Annotated in this window: 21 protein-coding genes; 12 read left to right on the top strand and 9 right to left on the bottom strand. The window is 65.6% G+C overall.

Features of this window, described 5'->3' with window-relative positions:
- Positions 1-43 precede the first annotated feature (43 nt).
- From JQ617_RS34705 to JQ617_RS34695, 3 genes are read right to left on the bottom strand one after another with little or no spacing between them, the layout of a single operon-like run.
- Positions 44-1,534 carry a M48 family metalloprotease gene (locus tag JQ617_RS34705; RefSeq protein WP_063692940.1) on the bottom strand — a complete coding sequence of 497 codons (1,491 nt, stop codon included), beginning with the start codon at positions 1,532-1,534 and terminating at the stop codon, positions 44-46.
- A gap of 32 nt (positions 1,535-1,566) precedes the next feature.
- A complete protein-coding gene (locus JQ617_RS34700) occupies positions 1,567-2,418 on the bottom strand; it encodes a thermonuclease family protein (protein ID WP_212030296.1) in 852 nt (283 codons plus the stop codon).
- Complete coding sequence (locus JQ617_RS34695) at positions 2,405-2,677, bottom strand: hypothetical protein (RefSeq protein WP_212030295.1); 273 nt, start codon at positions 2,675-2,677, stop codon at positions 2,405-2,407. Before JQ617_RS34695 ends, JQ617_RS34700 begins: the two co-directional genes overlap by 14 nt.
- Between JQ617_RS34695 and JQ617_RS34690 the strand changes: the two genes are divergently transcribed.
- From JQ617_RS34690 to JQ617_RS34680, 3 genes are all read left to right on the top strand, one after another.
- Positions 2,676-3,884: an ABC transporter substrate-binding protein gene (locus JQ617_RS34690; protein WP_212030294.1), complete on the top strand. Its 1,209-nt coding sequence runs from the start codon at positions 2,676-2,678 to the stop codon at positions 3,882-3,884. The genes JQ617_RS34695 and JQ617_RS34690 overlap by 2 nt on opposite strands.
- Positions 3,885-4,020: 136 nt before the next feature.
- Positions 4,021-4,809 carry an enoyl-CoA hydratase gene (locus JQ617_RS34685; RefSeq protein ID WP_212030293.1) on the top strand — a complete coding sequence of 263 codons (789 nt, stop codon included), beginning with the start codon at positions 4,021-4,023 and terminating at the stop codon, positions 4,807-4,809.
- A 2-nt stretch (positions 4,810-4,811) separates the two neighbouring features.
- Entirely contained in the window at positions 4,812-5,558 is a 747-nt protein-coding gene (locus tag JQ617_RS34680) for a VOC family protein (RefSeq protein WP_212030292.1), read from the top strand.
- A 187-nt stretch (positions 5,559-5,745) separates the two neighbouring features.
- Here the strand turns inward: JQ617_RS34680 and JQ617_RS34675 are convergent, their stop codons facing one another.
- The 3 genes from JQ617_RS34675 to JQ617_RS34665 are packed head-to-tail and all read right to left on the bottom strand — an operon-like array spanning position 5,746 to position 8,814.
- Entirely contained in the window at positions 5,746-6,558 is an 813-nt protein-coding gene (locus JQ617_RS34675) for an enoyl-CoA hydratase/isomerase family protein (RefSeq protein WP_212030291.1), read from the bottom strand.
- 15 nt (positions 6,559-6,573) lie between these two features.
- Positions 6,574-7,734 carry an acyl-CoA dehydrogenase family protein gene (locus tag JQ617_RS34670; protein ID WP_018316466.1) on the bottom strand — a complete coding sequence of 387 codons (1,161 nt, stop codon included), beginning with the start codon at positions 7,732-7,734 and terminating at the stop codon, positions 6,574-6,576.
- 15 nt (positions 7,735-7,749) lie between these two features.
- Positions 7,750-8,814 carry an acyl-CoA dehydrogenase family protein gene (locus tag JQ617_RS34665; protein ID WP_212030290.1) on the bottom strand — a complete coding sequence of 355 codons (1,065 nt, stop codon included), beginning with the start codon at positions 8,812-8,814 and terminating at the stop codon, positions 7,750-7,752.
- A 248-nt stretch (positions 8,815-9,062) separates the two neighbouring features.
- Between JQ617_RS34665 and JQ617_RS34660 the strand changes: the two genes are divergently transcribed.
- Positions 9,063-9,848 (top strand): SDR family NAD(P)-dependent oxidoreductase, encoded by a 786-nt coding sequence (locus tag JQ617_RS34660; RefSeq protein ID WP_063692951.1) that lies wholly within the window; start codon positions 9,063-9,065, stop codon positions 9,846-9,848.
- A gap of 90 nt (positions 9,849-9,938) precedes the next feature.
- On the opposite strand, the gene JQ617_RS34655 is transcribed toward JQ617_RS34660, so the two are convergent.
- Together JQ617_RS34655 and JQ617_RS34650 are read right to left on the bottom strand one after the other, a co-directional pair.
- The gene (locus JQ617_RS34655) at positions 9,939-10,211 is read right to left on the bottom strand and encodes a GlsB/YeaQ/YmgE family stress response membrane protein (protein WP_212030289.1); all 273 of its coding nucleotides are present in this window, start codon (positions 10,209-10,211) and stop codon (positions 9,939-9,941) included.
- A 42-nt stretch (positions 10,212-10,253) separates the two neighbouring features.
- Positions 10,254-10,856 carry a YidB family protein gene (locus JQ617_RS34650; RefSeq protein WP_212030288.1) on the bottom strand — a complete coding sequence of 201 codons (603 nt, stop codon included), beginning with the start codon at positions 10,854-10,856 and terminating at the stop codon, positions 10,254-10,256.
- A gap of 162 nt (positions 10,857-11,018) precedes the next feature.
- Between JQ617_RS34650 and JQ617_RS34645 the strand changes: the two genes are divergently transcribed.
- Positions 11,019-12,026 carry a 2-dehydropantoate 2-reductase gene (locus tag JQ617_RS34645; RefSeq protein ID WP_212030330.1) on the top strand — a complete coding sequence of 336 codons (1,008 nt, stop codon included), beginning with the start codon at positions 11,019-11,021 and terminating at the stop codon, positions 12,024-12,026.
- Between the two features lie 17 nt (positions 12,027-12,043).
- Positions 12,044-12,256: a hypothetical protein gene (locus JQ617_RS34640; protein WP_212030287.1), complete on the top strand. Its 213-nt coding sequence runs from the start codon at positions 12,044-12,046 to the stop codon at positions 12,254-12,256.
- A gap of 175 nt (positions 12,257-12,431) precedes the next feature.
- On the opposite strand, the gene JQ617_RS34635 is transcribed toward JQ617_RS34640, so the two are convergent.
- Positions 12,432-13,049: a hypothetical protein gene (locus tag JQ617_RS34635; RefSeq protein WP_063692957.1), complete on the bottom strand. Its 618-nt coding sequence runs from the start codon at positions 13,047-13,049 to the stop codon at positions 12,432-12,434.
- 209 nt (positions 13,050-13,258) lie between these two features.
- Between JQ617_RS34635 and JQ617_RS34630 the strand changes: the two genes are divergently transcribed.
- From JQ617_RS34630 to JQ617_RS34605, 6 genes are all read left to right on the top strand, one after another.
- Positions 13,259-14,287 carry an alpha/beta hydrolase gene (locus tag JQ617_RS34630; protein ID WP_063692963.1) on the top strand — a complete coding sequence of 343 codons (1,029 nt, stop codon included), beginning with the start codon at positions 13,259-13,261 and terminating at the stop codon, positions 14,285-14,287.
- Between the two features lie 90 nt (positions 14,288-14,377).
- Entirely contained in the window at positions 14,378-15,895 is a 1,518-nt protein-coding gene (locus tag JQ617_RS34625) for an AMP-binding protein (RefSeq protein WP_212030286.1), read from the top strand.
- Between the two features lie 27 nt (positions 15,896-15,922).
- Entirely contained in the window at positions 15,923-16,561 is a 639-nt protein-coding gene (locus tag JQ617_RS34620) for an RraA family protein (protein WP_212030285.1), read from the top strand.
- A gap of 103 nt (positions 16,562-16,664) precedes the next feature.
- On the top strand, positions 16,665-17,522 hold the full coding sequence (locus JQ617_RS34615) for a hypothetical protein (RefSeq protein ID WP_212030284.1): 858 nt from the start codon (positions 16,665-16,667) through the stop codon (positions 17,520-17,522).
- Positions 17,523-17,543: 21 nt separating this feature from the next.
- Positions 17,544-17,915, top strand: coding sequence for a dimethylsulfonioproprionate lyase family protein (locus JQ617_RS34610; RefSeq protein ID WP_063692969.1), 372 nt, complete (start codon positions 17,544-17,546; stop codon positions 17,913-17,915).
- Positions 17,916-17,965: 50 nt separating this feature from the next.
- Positions 17,966-18,922 (top strand): tripartite tricarboxylate transporter substrate-binding protein, encoded by a 957-nt coding sequence (locus tag JQ617_RS34605; RefSeq protein ID WP_145667456.1) that lies wholly within the window; start codon positions 17,966-17,968, stop codon positions 18,920-18,922.
- Positions 18,923-18,931 lie beyond the last annotated feature (9 nt).

The following is an 18,931-nucleotide window of genomic DNA, read 5'->3' as shown; positions in this document are numbered from 1 at the left end:
GGCGCGCGGCGCCGTGCCTGCCATGTGGCGGAGCTCGTCAGCCTCAATCAGCCACGATCTTCACGCGGTCGCGCACCTTCACCTGCGCGGTGCGGTCGAGGCCGTTGAGCACGCGGAAGCGCTCGGCGGGGTGATCGACGCCGGCCATGCGGTGGGACAGCGATTCCACGGTGTCGCCGGGCTGCACGGTGATGACCTTGATGCGCAGCGGGCGGGCGGCCTGGATCTCGTCGAGGGTCAGGCGGCGGAATGAGTTGACGGTCTCGCGCGCGTTGCGCTCGCTCTCGGTGGATTTCTGCCGTGTCGCGAAGATGAAGCGGTAGACGTCGCTGCCGAAGCGCAGTGCGTAGACCTTGAACTGCCACTGGTCGCCCTTGGCGGTGGCGGACGCCGCCGGGAAACCGTTGATGGTGATGTCCTCGGTGGACGCCTTCTCGACGCCTTCCATCCAGCCGGAATTGAGGTAATCGCCGAGCGACTGCTCGGCCGGCACGCGGACGACGTCGAAGCGCATCGCCTGCGAGCCGCCGTCACGCACGCCGATCACGGCCTGCGCGGTGTTGTCGAGCGTGAAATTGTCCGGCGCCTGGAAGGTGAAGCCGAGCTTCGGATGCAGGAAACGGCGGCCGCGGACGAAGCCTTCGCTCGGGTCCTCGCCGTAGACGAGATTGTCGATCGCGGCGAGATAGGTCTCGCGGTCGCGCTCGGCGCCCTCGGGCGCAGCGTATTGCCGGGCGATGGTCTGCGCGTTCTGCACGCGCTCCGGAGTTGCCGGATGCGACGAGGTGAAATCCTGCGCGCGGGGATCGAGCGAAGACTTGCCGGCCTTCAGCTCGGCATTGCGCTCCATCGCGGAGAGGAAGCGCGCGGCCCCATAGGGGTCGAAATGCGCCTTGGCGGAGATGCCGACGCCGATGCCGTCCGCCTCGAACTCCTGGTTGCGCGAGAAGCTCGCCATGGTGAGCTTGGTCTTGGCGAGCGCCAGCGCCGTGAGATCGGGATCGTTGCTCATGTCGGTGACGACACGGGTCACGATCGCGGCCTGGCGCGCCTGGTCCTCGCGCATCGCGGCGTGCTTGGACAGGACATGCGCCATCTCGTGGCTGAGCACCGAGGACAATTCCGAGGTGTCGCTCGCCAGCGCGAGCAGGCCGCGCGTGACATAGAGCTGGCCGTTCGGCAGCGCGAAGGCGTTCACCGCGCCGGAATTGAGAATGGTGACCTTGTAGCCCTGGTCGGGCCGGTCGGACGCGGCGACCAGCCGGTCCACGGTCTTGCTGACAAGCGATTCGAGCCTGGGGTCGTCATAGGTGCCGCCATAGCTCGCCAGGATGCGCTCGTGCTCCTTCTCGGTGGCGGGAGTCTGCGCGACCGCCGGCTTCGGCTTGGGCATGGCCACGGTCGGCGGGGCGGCCGCGGTCTGGAACCGGCCCATGTCGCCGCAGCCGGCGAGAAGGCTGCCCAGCGCAAGGCAAAGCGCGGCCGGCGCTGCCCGCAGGCGGCGGCAATCACCCAATCCGTGCCGTTCTAGCACCCCATTCACGTCGCTTAACCCGTGCCTGGCCCTTAAGGCCTTACCCCAGTAGGCTCGTTTGCGCCCAGCAATTCAACCTGTCCCAAGAGACGCAATTCAATACGCGGCCCCGCATTCCCCTCAACCCAGCCTCGAACTCGAACTCGTCGATTTTCCAAGGACTTAAGAGGGATCCCGGCGCCTTCGAAGGTCGCACTCACGCGCCTTGAAATAATCACGGCAAAGCCGCGTGTCCAGTTCCGTCCGAAGTTGAGGTAGGTCATTGCCCCAGCTTGCCGGACCGACAGGACTTTGCCCTCGACCACCATAAAGCGCCCGATCCCCGCCAAAATATCGTCCGCACTTTCCGCGTTTTTTATGGCCGACGGGTCAGCCCAGCTGCCCATTTTTTGCCGCCGGGCCTCGGCTTCCGACGCCATCAGGGCGGCCGCGCAGTCCTTGTCGGTGACCTCCGCGGAGACGATGGCGTCGCCCTTGGCCAAGAGCCGGGCCTGCACCGAGGTGTCGTCTTCGCCGGTGAAGATGAAGGCGCCCTGGCGGCCGTAGCGATCGGGCGTGTCGTCCGCGCTTCGCAGCGTCACGTCGCGGCCGGTGAGCTGCGACGCCAGCGCCTGCTTGGTCGTTGCCGTCGGCTCGATCCCGGTGAGGCGGATTTCGCGGCCGTCGTCGAGACGCACGCTGCGCGCATCGACGATTGCGCCGACGCGGCCCTCGCCTTGCGACTCGAACAGGCACGGCGTCGCGAACGCGGTGTGATCCGCGACGAGAAGGAATGCGACGGTGAGATGAAGCAGTCGCGTCACGTTGCTCGGAGAGGTTGCGTTACGCCCCAGCTTTAACCCAAGCGTAGCGGGTCGCGAAGAGGCTTCGTCACGCTCCGTCATTGCGAGCGGCGCGAAGCAATCCAGAATCCCTCTGCGGAAAGACTCTGGATTGTTTCGCTCCGCTCGCAATGACGATGCAGAAAATCTTGCGTCTTCCAACCATTCCGCTTTGCGGAAATCGCGCGGCGCAACATGCGGCCTGTTCGCACCTGCGCTTGCTGCGCACTTGCGCATGCGGCATGATTGCGGCAACAGCTTTTGCCAAGAGCAATAACCAAGCCGCCATCAGAGTCAGGCGATAAAGGGAGGTCTTTTCCATGAAGCATATTATGTCGGGCATTTTTGCCGCCGCGTTCGCCCTCAGTGCGAGCGCCGCCGCGCAGGCCCAGGACAAGCCGCCGCTGAAGATCGGCGGCATCCTCGACATGTCGAGCCTGTATGCCGACATCACCGGTCCCGGCAGCGAGACCGCGGCGAAGATGGCCGTGGAGGATTTCGGCGGCGAGGTGCTCGGCCGCAAGATCCAGGTTCTGGCGGCCGACCATCTCAACAAGGCGGACCTGTCCGCCAACATCGCGCGCGACATGCTCGACAATCAGGGCGTCGAGATGATCTACGACGTCGCGGCCTCCGCCACCGCGCTTGCCGCCGGCGAGATCGCGAAGGCGCGTAACAAGATCATCATGTTCAACGGCCCGGGCTCGATCCGGCTCACCAACGAAGCCTGCGGCCCCTACACCATCCACTACGTGTTCGACACCTACGGCCAGGCCAACGTCACCGGCCTTGCGGCCGTGAAGTCGGGCCTCGACACCTGGTTCTTCCTCACCGCCGACTACGCCTTCGGCCAGGATCTGGAGAAGGACACCAGCGCTGTCGTCACCAAGACCGGCGGCAAGGTGCTCGGCGGCGTGCGGCATCCGCTCAACACCTCGGACTTCTCGTCCTTCCTGCTCCAGGCGCAGGCCTCCAAGGCCAAGGTGATCGGCCTTGCCAATGCCGGCGGCGACACCGTCAACGCCATCAAGCAGGCGGCCGAGTTCGGCATCACCAAGGGCGGCCAGAAGGTCTCGCCGCTGCTCGCCTTCGTCTCCGACATCGACTCGATCGGACTGGAGACGGCGCAGGGCCTGTTGCTTGCCGAAGCATTCTACTGGGATCTCAACGACGACACGCGCGCGTTCTCCAAGCGCTTCATGGAGCGCACCAAGCGCGTGCCGACCTCGGCGCAAGCCGGCGTCTACTCGTCCGTGACGCATTACCTGAAAGCCGTGAAGGCAGCCGGCACGACCGACGCCGCCACGGTGATGAAGGTGATGAAGGAGACGCCGATCAACGACTTCTTCGCCAAGGGTGGCAAGATCCGCGAGGACGGCCGCATGATCCACGACATGTACCTGTTCGAGGTGAAGAAGCCGTCGGAGTCCAAGGGCCGCTGGGACGACTACAAGCTGCTCGCCACCGTCCCCGGCAGCGAGGCGTTCCAGTCTCTGGAGCAATCGCGCTGCCCGCTGGTGAAGAAGTGACGGCGTGACGTAAGTCACGGCGTCATCCCGGGGGCGCGAAGCGAACTATGGTGCGCACCTGAGGATCTCGAGGTTCCGGGTTCTCGCTTCGCGAGCCCCGGAACGACGGAGCCAAACAACAACAAGGGAGACGCCCGTGAACGACATGGTCCTGCAAAAGCTCGAAGGCGGGCTGCTCACCATCACCATGAACCGCCCCGAGCGGAAGAATGCGCTCAATCCCGACATGGTGCGCGGGCTGGTCGAGGCGGCGCGGCGCGCCGCTGACGATCCCGAGGTGCGCGCGGTGCTGTTCAAGGGCGCCGGCGGCTCGTTCTGCGTCGGCGGCGACGTCAAGTCGATGGCGGAGGGCCGGGCGCCGCTGCCGTTCGAGCAGAAGCTTGCGAATTTGCGCCGCGGCATGGAGGTCTCGCGCATCCTGCACCAGATGCCGAAACCCGTGGTGGCACAGCTCGACGGCGCCGCAGCCGGCGCCGGGCTGTCGATGGCGCTGTCCTGCGACCTGCGTATCGCCAGCGAGTCCTGCAAGATCACGACTGCCTTCGCCAAGGTCGGCTTCTCCGGCGATTACGGCGGGACCTATTTCCTGACCCAGCTGCTCGGCAGCGCGCGGGCGCGCGAGCTCTATCTGATGTCGCCGGTGCTGACCGCGAAGGAAGCGCATGCCATCGGCATGGTGACCAAGGTGGTGCCCGATGCCGAGATCGACGCGGCCGCGCACGAAGTTGCGCTGTCGCTGGCGCAGGGTCCCTCGATCGCACTCGGCTTCATCAAGCGCAACATCAACAATGCCGAGCATCTGGCGCTGGAGGACTGCTTCGACGGCGAAGCCATCCACCACACCCGCTGCGGCGACACCGCCGATCACAAGGAGGCCGCGAAAGCCTTCGTCGAGAAGCGCAAGCCCGCCTTCAGGGGCGAGTGACGATGACATCCTATATGCGTCTGCGGCAGATCTGCCTGGTCGCGCCGCAGCTCGAGCCCGTGATCTCCGACATCGCGGGGATCATGGGCCTCTCCGTCTGCTACCGCGACGGCAACGTTGCTAAATACGGCCTGGAGAATGCGCTGCTCCCGGTCGATACGATCCTGCTGGAGGTGGTGGCGCCGTTCAAGGACGGCACCACGGCCGGCCGCTTCATCGAGAAGACCGGCGGTCGCGGCGGCTACATGGCGATCTTCTGCTGCGCTGATCCGGACGAGCGCGGCCGCAATGCCAATGCGCTCGGTGTGCGCACCGCCAACGTCATCGACCACGCGCCCTATCACGGCGTGCAGCTCCACCCGCGCGACTGCCGTGCCGCCTTCATCGAGTTCAACCACACCGAAGGCAGCGACGACATTCTGGGCCCGTATCCGCCGGCAGGGCCGGACTGGCAAAAGTTCATTCGCAAGGACGTGACGCAGGCCCTGACGGTCGTGGAGATGCAGAGCCCGGATCCGCAAGGGCTGGCAGAGCATTGGGGCAGGATCATCGGTGTTGCGAGCCGCGATGCCGAATTGAAGCTGCCCAACGCCACCTTCCGCTTCGTGAAGGGCGCGAGCGAGATCATGAGCGCGCTGGAGTTTAGGGTAGCCGATCCCGCGAGCGTGCTGCATGCCGCCAAGGCCAAGGGGCTTGCGGTCGCGGGGAATGAGTTTTTGCTGGGTGGCGTGACGTTTCGCGTCAGCTGACTGCCAACCGGCCTTTCCCCTCTCCCCTTGCGGGAGAGGGTGGCTCGCCGCATAGCGGCGAGACGGGTGAGGGGTTTTTGTCCTCACGAGTGGTCTTGCAAGCGGGGAGATACCCCTCATCCGGCGCTTCGCGCCACCTTCTCCCGCAAGGGGAGAAGGAAGAAAGAAGCGACCGCTTTGTAAGACGCTACCTTCCCCTAAAATTCGCCGCGCGGCGCTCTTCGGTGGCTTTCACGCCTTCCTTGAAATCCTCCGTCGCGCGCAGGCGGGTCTGCTCGGCGAGCTCGTGATTGGTCGCGGCCATCACGCGGTCGGCGAGGCCGTTGCGCATCGTGGCGCGGGTTGAGAGCAGGCCGAGCGGGGAGCATTCGGCGATCTCGCCTGCGAGCTTCATCGCTTCCGCCTTCACCTGGTCCTGCGGCACCAGCACGTTGGCAAGGCCCCATTTGACCGCCTCTTCGCCGGTGACGCGGCGGCTGGTGTAGAACATCAGCTCGGCGTTGTTCTTGCCGATCAGCTCCGGCAGCGTCACGGTGAGGCCGAAACCGGGATGGAAGCCGAGCTTGGTGAAATTCGCGGAGAAGCGCGCTTCGGGGCAGGTGACGCGGAAATCCGCTGAGACCGCGAGGCCGAGGCCGCCGCCGATGGCCGCACCCTGCACCGCCGCGACGATCGGCTTCTTGGCGCGGAAGATGCGCACGGCCTGGATGTAGAGATGGTTGATCGGCCCGAGATTGTCGGCCGGATCGCCCTTCTTCTCGGCTTCGCGCGCTTCCTGCGCCTGCCGGGCCGGATCGCCGAAATTCGCGCCGGCGCAGAACGCCTTGCCCTGTGCCGAGAGGACCGAGGCGCGAATCTCGATGTCGCGGTCGAACTCGTCGAGCGCATCCGCGATCTGGTTGATCAGCGAGATGTCGAAGAAGTTCAGCGGGGGCCTGCGGATCTCGATGGTGCCGACGTGGCCGACCTTCTCAACGGCGATATCTTTGTAGGTGCTCATGATGTCCTCGAAGCGTTAGCGCAAACCAAGTCCGCGCGCGATGATGCCGCGCAGCACCTCGGTGGTGCCGCCCTGGATGGTGAGTTTCGGTGCGGTCTTGATGGCGAAGTCGAGCTGCCGCTCCAGCGTCTCGCGATTGGTCGCGGTCTCCTCAACAAAGGCGGCGAGATCGCGGACGCGGTGCGGAAGCTGCTGCTCCCAGACCGTGCCGATGTCCTTGACGATGGACGCCTCCACCACCGGCTCCTTGCCGGCCTGCAGCATGCCGGCCACCGAGACCGACATGCGCCGCATGGTATGGAGCTGGGCGACGAGCCGGCCGATGCCTTCGGCGCTGCGCGTGTCGGGATTGGGCCCGACCGCGCGGACCAGCTCGGTCAGCACGTAATAGGTCTCGAGGAAACGCTCGGGGCCCGAGCGCTCATAGGCGAGCTCGCTCGTTGCCTGCTTCCAGGCGCCGTCGACCTCGCCGAGCACATGATCATCAGGGACGAAGAAATCGGTGAACACGACTTCGTTGAACTCGTACTGGCCGGTGATCTGGCCGATCGGATTCACCTTGATGCCCGGCTGCTTCATCTTGACCAGAAACTGGGTCAGGCCGTGACGGCGGTTTTCCTTGGTCGGCTGTGACGTGCGGAAGATCGCGATCATGTAGTCGGCGATATGCGCCGACGAGGTCCAGATCTTGGTGCCGTTGATGAGATAGCCGCCGTCGGTCTTGGTCGCGCGCGTCTTCGCCGCGAACAGATCCGAGCCCGAGTTCGGCTCGCTCATGCCGATCGCGAAGCAGATCTCGCCGCGGCAGATGCGCGGCAGGATGTCCATCTTGATGTGCTCCGGCGCGTATTTCAGCAGCACCGGCCCGCTCTGGCGGTCGGCGACGAAGAAGCGCCGCGTCGGCGCATTGGCGACGCGCATCTCCTCGGTGACGACGTAACGTTCGAGGAAGGAGCGCTCCTGGCCGCCATATTTCTTTGGCCAGGTCATGCCGAGCCAGCCCTTGGCGCCGACCCGGCGGGAAAATTCCGGCGCGTCGGTGTCCTCGCGGTTGGGCTTGTGCGGATCGAAGGTGCCGGCGGCGATCTCCTCGGCGAGGAACGCGCGCACTTCCTTGCGCAGTTGCTCGCACTTTTCGGGCAGGCGGATCGGATCGAAACGAAGGGCTGCGGTCATCTGTTCTCTCCCCGATCAGCGCGACGCCACGAGCGGCCACAATTCGTCGGCGCCGCGCTTGGCGACGAGCTTGCCGAGCTCGACGGCCCAGTGGCTTTCCGAACCGAAATCGTCGCGCCAGGCCAGCGCGCGCAGCGAATAGCGGTGCAGGATGTGCTCCATGGTGAAGCCGATCGCGCCATGGACCTGGTGCGCGATGCTGCCGCCTTTTTCGGCGGCCTCCGCGCAGCGGATCTTTGCCGAGGCGGCTTCGAGATAGACTTCGTCGTCGACGGCTTTTGCATTCGCGATCGCATCGGCCGCCGAGGTCGCGGCCGCGAGCGCCGCGGCGGACTCGCCGGCGAGGCGCGCGAGATTGTGCTGCACCGCCTGGAATTTCGAGATCTTCTTCTCGAAGGCGACGCGCTCGTTGGAATAGCGCACGGAGATGTCGAGCATGGATTCCAGCGCGCCGGCGATCTGGAGGCTGCGCGCGACGCCGCCCATCAGCATCAAATGGGTCTGCTCGAAGCCATCAGGTGCGGGCTTGACGGTGACCGGCTGAACCTTGTCGAGCGTCACGGTGTCGCTGTGGTCGTAGCCGACATTGAGCCCGGATTCGATCCGCGCCTTGCCCGCATCGACCAGCGCAACGACCGCGCCGTCCTTGCCCTGCGCCAGCACCGCGAAGTGCTTTGCCGCCTTGGCAAACGGCACGCCGCGGGCGCGGCCCGAGAGCGCGCCGTCGGCATCGTGGGTAATGCGGTCCTTCGGCGACGCCGGCAGGATCGTCATCTCGCCTTCGGGCGAGGCGATCTTTGCCTGCGCGAGCAGCCAGCCCGCCAGCATGGTTTCGGCGAGGGGAACCGCGACGGCGAAGCGGCCGGCGGCATTCAGCAGCGCAAAGCCGTCGGCGAGGCTCGCGCCGGAGCCGCCGAGATCATCCGGCACCCAGGCTAGCGGCAAGCCGGCTTCGCTCAGCGCCTGCCACAGCGGCGCCTGCCACGAGTCCTTCTTGTCGTTGTTGATGGTTTGCGGATCGGCGAGATCGGCGAAGATTTTTTCCGCGGTCTCGACGACGATATTGTCACTCTCCGCCACAGCGTTCCCCGTGTTTTGCCATTGGCGCGTCCGGTCTGGACCAGCCGGCGCGCAGGTTCTTCTTGCGCCCGATGATCGGAAAAAGCCATGGCCCTGACAAGCGTTGATCGCAAGCCCATCTGCGGCGGCGGCATGGGGGCGCAAGCCGGTCTGGATTAATTCCGCTTAGCGGAGTTTGCTCGATTTGCAGGGCGCGGCAAACTCGCTAAACAGGGCGCCTGTAATTTACAAAGGGAAGGAAATACCGGATGGCAAAGGACGGCTTGTGCGCAATCGTGACGGGGTCCGCATCCGGCCTCGGTGCAGCCACCGCGGAAATTCTCGCGCGGAGCGGGGCGCGCCTCGTCATCAACTACTCGTCGAGCAAGACCGAGGCCGAGGCCACGGCAGAGCTCTGCCGCAAGGCCGGCGCGCCGGAAGTGCTGGTCGCGCAGGGCGACGTTTCCAAGGATGAGGATTGCCGCAAGATCGTCGCGGCGGCGAGCGGCTGGGGCCGGCTCGACGTTCTCGTCAACAATGCCGGCACCACCAAGCATGTCGCCCATGCCGATCTCGACGGATTGTCGGCGGAAGATTTCCAGCGCCTCTACGGCGTCAACACCATCGGCCCGTTCCAGATGGTGCGCGCCGCGCGCAGCCTGCTCGAGGCCGGAGCGAAAGCTTCGGGGCGTCCGTCGGCGGTGGTGAACGTGTCTTCGGTCGCCGGCATCAGCGGCGTCGGCTCGTCGATCGCCTATGCCGCGAGCAAGGGCGCGCTGAACACGATGACCCTGTCGCTGTCGCGCGCGCTGGCGCCGCTGATCCGCGTCAACACGGTGTGCCCCGGCTATATCGACACGCCCTGGTTCACCAAGGGCCGCGGCGAGGCCGGTGCCAAGCAGGTGCGCGACAGCGTGATAGCGAAGGTGCCGCTCAAGGTCGCCTCATCCGCGGAAGACATCGCGCAGCTCGTCTGCTTCCTCGCGATGCCGGCGTCCAGCAACATGACCGGCGAGGTCGTGCGCATGGATGCGGGGATGCATTTGATTACGTGAGATCGCGCGCCACTGTCTCCACGTCATGGCCGGGTCAAGCCCGGCCATGACGATGAGGAGGCAGTGTGCCTCTTTCAGCGTGAGGAAGCGCTACCCTTTTATCACGCCGCTGGCCACCAGCCGGTGCCAGATGAACAGCACCACCACCGCGCCGATCGTGGCCATGATGAAACCGGCGCCCTGGTCGGGACTGTAATGGCCGATGGCCTGGCCGACGAAGGTCGCCAGAAACGCGCCGGCAATGCCGAGGATGGTGGTGAGGATGAAGCCGCTCGGATTGTTCGGCCCCGGCGCGAGCCAGCGCGCGATGAGGCCGGCGATGAAGCCGACGATGATGATCCACAACAGGCCGCCGAAACTCATGACAGTGCTCCCCTTGCCTCGAAGATGTCGATCGGACTTTGACTAAATCCTGTCGGATAGCTCGTTCTCGGTCGGCAGCCGCCCATCCGGCGTCAGGTGATCGATCACCTGCGGCAGATACTGGCTGAGGCCGGAGAGTAGCTCTTGCCGCGACAGCCCGCTTTGGGCGGACAGGCTCTCGATCTGGTCGGCCCCGAGCGCATTGGCGAGATCGCCGGGCGCGATCGCCTTGTTCTCGCCCTTGCCGACCCAGGAATTCGCGGCATCGCCGTGGCCGCCCTGCTGGAGCTGGTTGAGGAGATCGCCGAGCCCGCCGCTCAGCACGGTGCCGGCCGCGCCGCCCGCGAGCAGGCCGCCGAGGCCGCCCTTGAGCAGATCGCTGAGACCGCCACTGCCACCGGGGCCGCCGGCAAGCACGTTGCCGCCCGTGTTCGCAGGTGTCGGAGGCGGCAGCGGTGAGCGCTGCTGCGGGGCCGGAGCTGCGTCAGGCTGTCCGGCGGTCAGATGCTTGAATGCCTTCCAGGCGAGCAGGCCGAGCAGTGCCATGGTCATCGGCGACATGCCGCCGGAGGATTGCTCGGAGTTCGGCGTGCTTGAGCCGCGGGGGCCATTCTGCATGCCGTTGAGGACGTCGAGTAGACCCATGGTGCTCTCCTTTGGCGTCTCGTTCGGCGAATTCTCGCCGCTGACTGCCCCCGGGGCGAAAACATATGGGGCTCTCATGACGGTTACAAGGCGGATGCGGCGCAACCAATGGGCAGGCGGCGCTGCCTCTGCTATCGAAGGCGGGGCGTTAAGGAGAAAATGGTGGTTACGGATCGACCCATCGTGGTGGCCGGCGCGGGCGCCATCGGCTGTTTCGTCGGCGGCATGCTGGCATCCGCCGGCCGCCGCGTCGCGCTGCTGGTGCGGCCGCGGGTGAAGACCGAGATCGAGCGGTTCGGCCTGCTTCTGACCGATTTCGACGGCTCCGAGACGAAGCTCGGTGCCGGCCAGCTCGCGCTCTCGGAAGACCCTTCGATCTTCCACAGCGCCGGTATCGTGCTGGTGACGGTGAAGAGCGCCGACACCGCCGCCGTCGCGGACCAGATCGCGCAGCATGCGCCGGAGGATGCCGTCATCGTCTCGCTTCAGAACGGGATCGGCAATGTCGCCGTCCTGCGCGAACGCCTCGGCGGCCGGCGCGTGCTCGCCGGCATGGTGCCGTTCAACGTGGTGGCGATGGGCGAGGGGCGCTTCCACCGCTCGAGCTCCGGCGACATCCATGTCGGGCAAGACGAGGCGAACACCGCCGCGGCGCTTTCGGTGCCCGGCCTGAACGTGCGCGCAAGCGCGGACATCACCGGCGTGCAATGGGGCAAGCTGATCATCAATCTGAACAATGCGCTCAGCGCACTGTCGGACATGCCGCTCGCCGCGCAACTGGCCAATCGCGACTGGCGCAGGCTGTTCGCCGACCAGATGGCGGAAGGACTGGCCGCGCTGCAGGCCGCCGGCATCGCGCCGGTCTCCTCGACGCCGATCCCGATGAACTGGTCGCCGACCCTGCTGCGGCTGCCCGACATGATCTTCAACGCGATCCTCGGACGCACGATGAAGATCGACCCAGAGGCGCGCTCCTCGATGTGGCAGGATCTGAAGCAGGGCCGCAAGACCGAGATCGACTATCTGCAGGGCGCGGTCATTGCGCTGGCCGAGCAGAACAATGTCGCCGTGCCGCTGATGCGCCGCATTGTTGCGCTGATCAGGGAGGCCGAGATCGCCGGCAAGGGCCCGCCCGGGCTCACGCCGCAGCAGATTCGCGGGACGGCCTGAGTGCAAGGAGGAGCGCGATGAGGCGTTGTTTGATGATCGGGCTCGCACTTGCCGCCGTCTGCGGCGCATCGACGCTCGCCTACGCCAGGCCCCCGACGGTCATGAACTCGCCCGGCTATGACAGGCGATTGCAGGAGAGCAGGTCGCAATTGGGTGGCTCGACGGTGACGGCGCCGGCGGATGCGCCGGTGACGAAGCCGAAGCGTACAAAGAAGAAGCACGCGAATTGAGTTGAGGCTACCGCGGCGTCCTCAGTCGTCGTCCCGGCCTGCGCTGGGACGACAGCGGGAATGTGGTGCGGATCTCTATCCATTCGCCATTGCTAGCGCAGCGAAGCAATCCAGAATCCCTCCGCGGAAAGACTCTGGATTGCTTCGCTGCGCTAGCAATGACGGCTGTGGCCGGCTAGCCCTTCTTCGCCGGCTTGCTCGGCGTCGGGTTGAACAGCTTCTTCAGATCGTTCAAGCTTTCCGACAGGCGGGGCCATTCGCAGGAGAACGAGCCCTTGGTGCATGCGCCCTTTGGTCGCTGGCCGACGCTCTGCTGCACCTTCGGCCGCTCGACCGGCACCGGCACGCGCGCGGTCTCGGTTCGCAGCGCGACCTGCTGTAGCTGCTGGACCTGTTGTTCCTGCTGCTCGCGCTGCTGACGCGCGGTGGCCTGGGCCGCTTCATTGCTGCGGCGCTGATTGGCGAGATACGCCGTGTAGGTTTCGTCGATCTTCCTCTGCTCTTCCGGCGTCGGGTTGGGGCCTGCGATGTCGAAGGTGCGATCCTGGAGGAAATCGTAATAGGTGTAGCCGCCGCCCGGCTTGCGGCGGCCGGCGAACTTGGCGTTGCAATCGGCGAGCGCGGATGTCTTCTCGGCCTTGGTTGCGGCCTTCTCTGCGGCATCGGCGCATTCCTCGAAGTCGACCGGGGCGCGCTTCCACCATTGGGCCTGGGCATGCGACGGCGTCAGCAGAAAAAATCCTGCTGCGGCAACGAGAAGCGCCGCACGACGCGATGCAACGACGACAGACATTCTACAAGAGCATTCCTTACGAGACTCAACTCGGACTGAGTCGAGCCGGATTTTTGCCCCTTTATCGCCGGCTTGTCACCCATGGAACCCGGGATTTTCATGGCTGGGATGCTGACATTTTTTGCTTGACGTGGCCCGGGAGTCACAGCCGCGCGGCACGTGTTGCGCTTAGACTTTTATCGATCTGAATCCGAGGGGGAATCTCCGTCATGCGCGCGCTGGCCCGACTTGCCGCACTCGCCCTGGTGCTGAGTTGCGGCCATGCCTTCGCAGCCGACGAGGATGCACCCAACCGCAAGCCGGTGAAGGCCATCGGCGATGCGCGGCTCTCGGTCGGCGGGCGGGGCATTTTGCCGCTTTACCTCTCCCGCGACTGGTCGATGCCGCTGCCGGCGGTCCTGCGCGCGGTCATCGTGCTGCATGGACGCCTGCGCAATGCCGACGAATATTACATATCGGCCAACAACGCGCAGGCCGCGGCGGGCGACGACGGCAAGAGCGCGCTCATGATCGTCCCCCAATTCCTGGCGGAGGTCGACATCGAGGCGCACAAGCCGCCCGCGGACACGCTGCGCTGGTCGCTGGAGGGATGGGAGGGCGGCGATGCCGCGCTCGCTCCGAATCCGGTGTCGTCCTTCGAGGCGCTCGATGCGATCCTGGCAAAGCTCTCGGACCGGCGCGTCTTCCCGAACCTGAAGCAGGTCGTGGTCGCCGGGCATTCCGGCGGCGGCCAGGTCGTGCAGCGCTATGCGATCGCGAGCAAGGGCGAGGCGCCCCTGCTGCGCCAGCACATCGACATCCGCTACGTCGTCGCCAATCCCTCGTCCTACGCCTATTTCAGCGGTGAGCGGCCCCTGCCGAAGGTTGCGGCATCCTGTCCCGGCTACGACAACTGGAAATACGGCATGGGTGGCCGTCCGCCTTATCTTGCGGACGCGACACCGGCGGCACTCGAGCAGCGCTATGTCGAGCGCGAGGTGATCTACCTGCTCGGCACGCTCGACACCAATCCGAAGCACTCAGCATTGGACAAGAGCTGCATGGCCGAGGCGCAAGGCGCCACGCGCTATGCGCGCGGCCATGCCTATGCCGATGCGATGGCGAAGCGCGATCAAGGCACGCCCAATCACCGGGTCTGGGATGTCGCCGGCGTCGGCCATGACGGCGACAGGATGCTGACCTCGAAATGCGGCCTTGCCGCGCTGTTCGACAGTCCGGGCTGCGGCGCCGAGCGTTGACGTCTTGAAGGCGCGGCTCTCGCTGTTACACTTCGTCCCGCGAGCGCCTCGCCCCGGGGCGCCGCCAAAAAGACGAAGTGGAAACGCCTGATGCTGCTACCCCTGTCCGACGTGCCGCGCTGGTACGCTCAACGCAAACCGCAAGGCACGATCGCCGTCCGCCACGGACAGGACACACTCACATGGGACGAGCTCGAGCGCGGCGCCAACCGGCGCGCGCGGGCGTTCGCGGCCAAGGGCGTCAAGCCCGGCGATTTCGTCGCGATCGGATTGCCCAACGGCAATGCCTTCTTCGAGACATCCTTTGCAGTGTGGAAGTGCGGGGCGACGCCGACCTCGCTGTCGTGGCGGCTGCCGCGCGGCGAGGCCGCCGCGGTGCTCGACATCCTCAAGCCCGCGCTGGTGGTCGGCGGCGAGGCCGACTGGAACGCGCCGAACCGTCTGCCTGCCGACTTCGTGCCGGAAGGTTTTTCGGACGAGCCGCTCAATCCGCCGGTGGCACGCTACTGGAAGGCCATGACCTCGGGCGGCTCGACCGGCCGTCCCAAGGTGATCCTCGATCACCAGCCGGCGGTCACCGACACGGTCGCAACGCCGCCGCTCAACATCCCCTTCGGCGTCTCGCTGCTCAATCCCGGCCCGCTCTACCACAATGCACCGTTCATCGTGTCGCATTATGCGCTGTTCACCGGCGGCCAGCTCACCGGGCTCGTCAAGTTCGACGCCGAGGAAACGCTGCGGCAGATCGAACGCGAGCGCGTGCAATGGGTCAATTTCGTGCCGACCATGATGCATCGGATCTGGGCGCTGCCCGAGCACGTGCGCAACGATTACGACGTCTCGAGCCTGCAGACCGTGTTTCACATGGCGGCACCCATGCCGCCCTGGCTGAAGGAGAACTGGATTTCCTGGCTCGGGCCCGAACGCGTCTGGGAGCTCTATGGCGGCACCGAGCGGCAAGGCTCCTGCATCATCTCGGGCACGGAATGGCTGGCGCACAAGGGCTCGGTCGGCAAGATCGGCGAGATGGCGAAGCTTCGCATTGTCGGCGAGGACGGCAACGACGTTGCGCCGGGCGAGACCGGCGAGATCTATTTCCTCAACAATGACGGCAAGGACGCCACCTATCACTATCTCGGCGCCGAACCGAAGCGCCGTGCGGACGGCTGGGAATCGCTCGGCGATATCGGCCGGCTGGATGCGGAAGGCTATCTCTATCTCGGCGACCGCCTCGCCGACATGGTGTTGCGCGGCGGCGCCAACATCTATCCGGCGGAGGTGGAGGCCGCGGTCTCCGAGGCGCCCGGCGTGCGCTCCTGCGTGGTGGTGGGATTGCCCGATCCGGAGCTGGGCCAGCGCGTGCATGCCATCATCGAGCCCGAGTCCGATGCGGATGGCCAGGAGATCGCCAACGGCATGGCGGACTTCCTCAAGGACCGGCTCAGCCGCTACAAGCACCCTGAGAGCTTCGAGTTCGTCGGCGCTCCGCCGCGCGATGATTCCGGAAAAGTCCGCCGCACCCTGTTGCGCGACGAGCGCGCGGCATGGATGAAGGAAGGGCGCGCCTTCCGGATCATGCCGGCGAAAGCGCGGGCGCACGCCGAATAAGAAAATCCACGAAAGGACTGTTTTGACATGACCATCACCATCGCAGCGAACAGCGTGCCCAAACCGCCGGCCGAGATCATCGAGGGCTTTCGCGGTGCGCCGACGTCGGTCATCTCCGACAATCTCGCCCGCCTGCCCGGCGCGGTCGGGCTGAAGCCCTATCACCGCGGCGGCAAGCTGGTGGGCACGGCCTTCACTGTGCGCACGCGGCCCGGCGACAATCTCGCCATCCACCGTGCGCTGGAGCTGGTCGGGCCCGGCGACGTCATCGTGGTCGATGGCGGCGGCGACGAGACGCGGGCGCTGGTCGGCGAGATCATGAAGAACATCGCGCAATGGCGCAAAGCCGAAGGCTATGTCATCGACGGCGCGATCCGCGATGTCGCGGCGTTCGCGGCCGACGACTTCCCTTGCTACGCCCGGGCGGTGATCCATCGCGGCCCCTACAAGAACGGCCCCGGCGAGATCAACGTGCCCGTCACTGTCGGCGGCAGCGTGATCTCGCCCGGCGACGTCGTGGTCGGCGACGAGGACGGCGTGGTGTCGTTTCCTGCCGCGGGTGCGGCTGCGCTGCTGGAAGCCGTCCGCGCCCAGGTCGCGCGCGAGGAGGAGACCCTGAAGGCGATCCGCGAGGGCCGCTACCAGGGATCTTACGCCAAGTCGTGATCAACGCGGCGTCGAGTGCGAATCGCAGTCGACCGCTGCTGCTTCAGGACGAGATTTCCGGACATTTGTTTCGTTATAGCGCTTTTTGCGGAGGTAACCTTAGGTGGTGCGGAATTACGCATTCGTCCTGCTTGCCGTTCTGCTTTTGCTTTTGTTTACCTCTGGTGGACCGCCGGAAATCCGGATTCCTGCCTCCGGTGGTGCGCCGACGACGTCCTACGGGCGAATGACGGAGGATGCGTACGCAAAAGAAAACGATCTTTCCGTGGATGCCGTTGGAAAGCGCTTTGCGGCAAGTGGAGTCTTGCGATGTCCTGGCGGAGCCAGCAGTGCTCAAGTCACCGGAGCGCGCGACGTGATCACGACGGTGGCTCACGCGTTTCGGGACGCGTGCAAACCCCATACGTCGCCTGACAAATGTATATTTGAGTACTATTTGGGAGCGGAGAGGCGGACCATTCCCTTGTCGGCAGACGTATGGATGGGGTCATGCGTCGACAGGGCACCGAGACAAGGCCGCGTCGACTGGGCAGTTGCAAGGCTAGCATTTCCCGCCGATGTGACGCCCTACGAAATCTACGAGCAGGCCGAAACGCTGGTGGATATGGAACGGGTGCTGGCGGTCGTGGGCTATGACATCGAAGCCGCCGGAAAGACGGACAAGGACGGGCCCTTCAACAAGACGATACAGGAGTGCCAGATCCGCAACGTGAGGGACTGGCAGACGTTTGAAACGAACTGCGAGTTCGAATTCGGAGCGTCAGGCAGCGCCCTGTTTCGTGTGTGGGGCCGACGAATGACAATGCTTGGCGTCGTTTTCGGAGACTATCATGATAAAGACTATTGCCCGCATGGCAGCTGCGAGTTCAGGAGCCGCAAATGGTCGAGCTTGTTCGTGACCTTGAGAGGCGAATTCAAGGATCGCCTCCTGGCCGCCGTGCGTCAGTCTGCACCAAGATAAGAAGTAGAAGGGGAGAATGGCGTGAGCCAGAAGGACGAATTTCACAACATCGACAATCCCGACGACGGGCTGTTCCGCGAGCTCGCGGCGGGGGTGACCACGCGCATCTTCTCCGGCGAGCAGGCGATGCTGTCCGTGGTGACGCTGGCGCCGCACGCTCAGGGCACGCTGCATCATCATCCCGAGGAGCAATGGGGCGTGCTGCTCGACGGCTCCGCCATCCGCGTGCAGGGCGACGAGGAGATCCCGGTGAAGAAGGGCGATTTCTGGCGCACGCCCGGCAACGTGCCGCACACCATGCGCGCCGGCCCCGACGGCGCCCGCGTGCTGGACATCTTCAGTCCGCCTCGGCCAGAATACAAAAAAGCGGGGTCGGGCTTCGGGACGACCTGAAGCGCTCAAAAGCAAAAAAGCAAAGCGCAAGAAACAAAAGGGAGGGGACCATGACGATCACACGACGGGCGCTGCTGGCCGCGCCCGCCATCCTGGCGATGGCACCGGCGAGCGCGCAGGCTTCGAAAATCACGCTCGTCGTGCCGTTTCCACCGGGCGGCTCGACCGACGCGATGGCCCGGCTGCTCCAGAGCAACCTGCAGACCAAGCTCAACCGCATCGTGGTGGTCGAGAACAAGTCGGGCGCGGCCGGCGCGCTCGGCGCGGCGCAGGTTGCCAAGAGCCCGGCCGACGGCTCGACCTTCCTCGTCACCTTCGATTCCCACGCAGTGATCCCCTCGATCCTCGACAAGCCGCCGGTCGACGTCGAGCGCGAGCTGATGCCGGTGCTGCTGATCGGCACCGCGCCTTACGTGATCGCGGCCGGCGCCGGCCGTCCCTACAAGAGCTTTGCCGACGTGGTCGCCGCCTGCAAGGCGACGCCCGGCGCGGTGAAATACGCCTCCGTCGGCATCGGCACGCTCGGCCATCTCGCCATGACCGTGCTCGGCAGCAAGGCCGGCGTCGAGATCATGCACGTGCCCTATCGGGGCGGCGGCCCGGCCATGAACGACGTGCTCGGCGGCCATGTCGATCTCATCGCGGGATCGGCGGCGCTGGTCGCGGCCCAGCTCGGCACCAACATGCTGCACCCGATCCTGCAGCTCGGCCGCGAGCGGCTGCCGAACCTGCCGGATACACCGACCGCGATCGAGGCCGGCTTTCCCGATTTCGAGACGCTGGCCTGGTGGGGCGTGTTCGCGCCTGCGGGCACGCCGCCCGATATCGTGTCGGCCTTGGCGACGGCCTCGAAGGAGATCCTGAGCGAGCCCGCGACCGCCGCCCAGCTCAAGGAAACGCAGCAGATGACGCTGCTGCTCCAGGACGGCCCCGCCTTCAAGACCTTCTTCGACAAGCAGGTCGCCTATTGGGGCAAGGTGGTGAAGGACAACAATATCAAGGCGTAAGGCTGCCGA

Source organism: Bradyrhizobium sp. KB893862 SZCCT0404, from assembly GCF_018130885.1.
GTDB lineage: Bacteria > Pseudomonadota > Alphaproteobacteria > Rhizobiales > Xanthobacteraceae > Bradyrhizobium > Bradyrhizobium stylosanthis.
The sequence above is the reverse complement of the archived record's forward strand: the minus strand, read 5'-3'. Positions and strand labels throughout refer to the sequence as shown.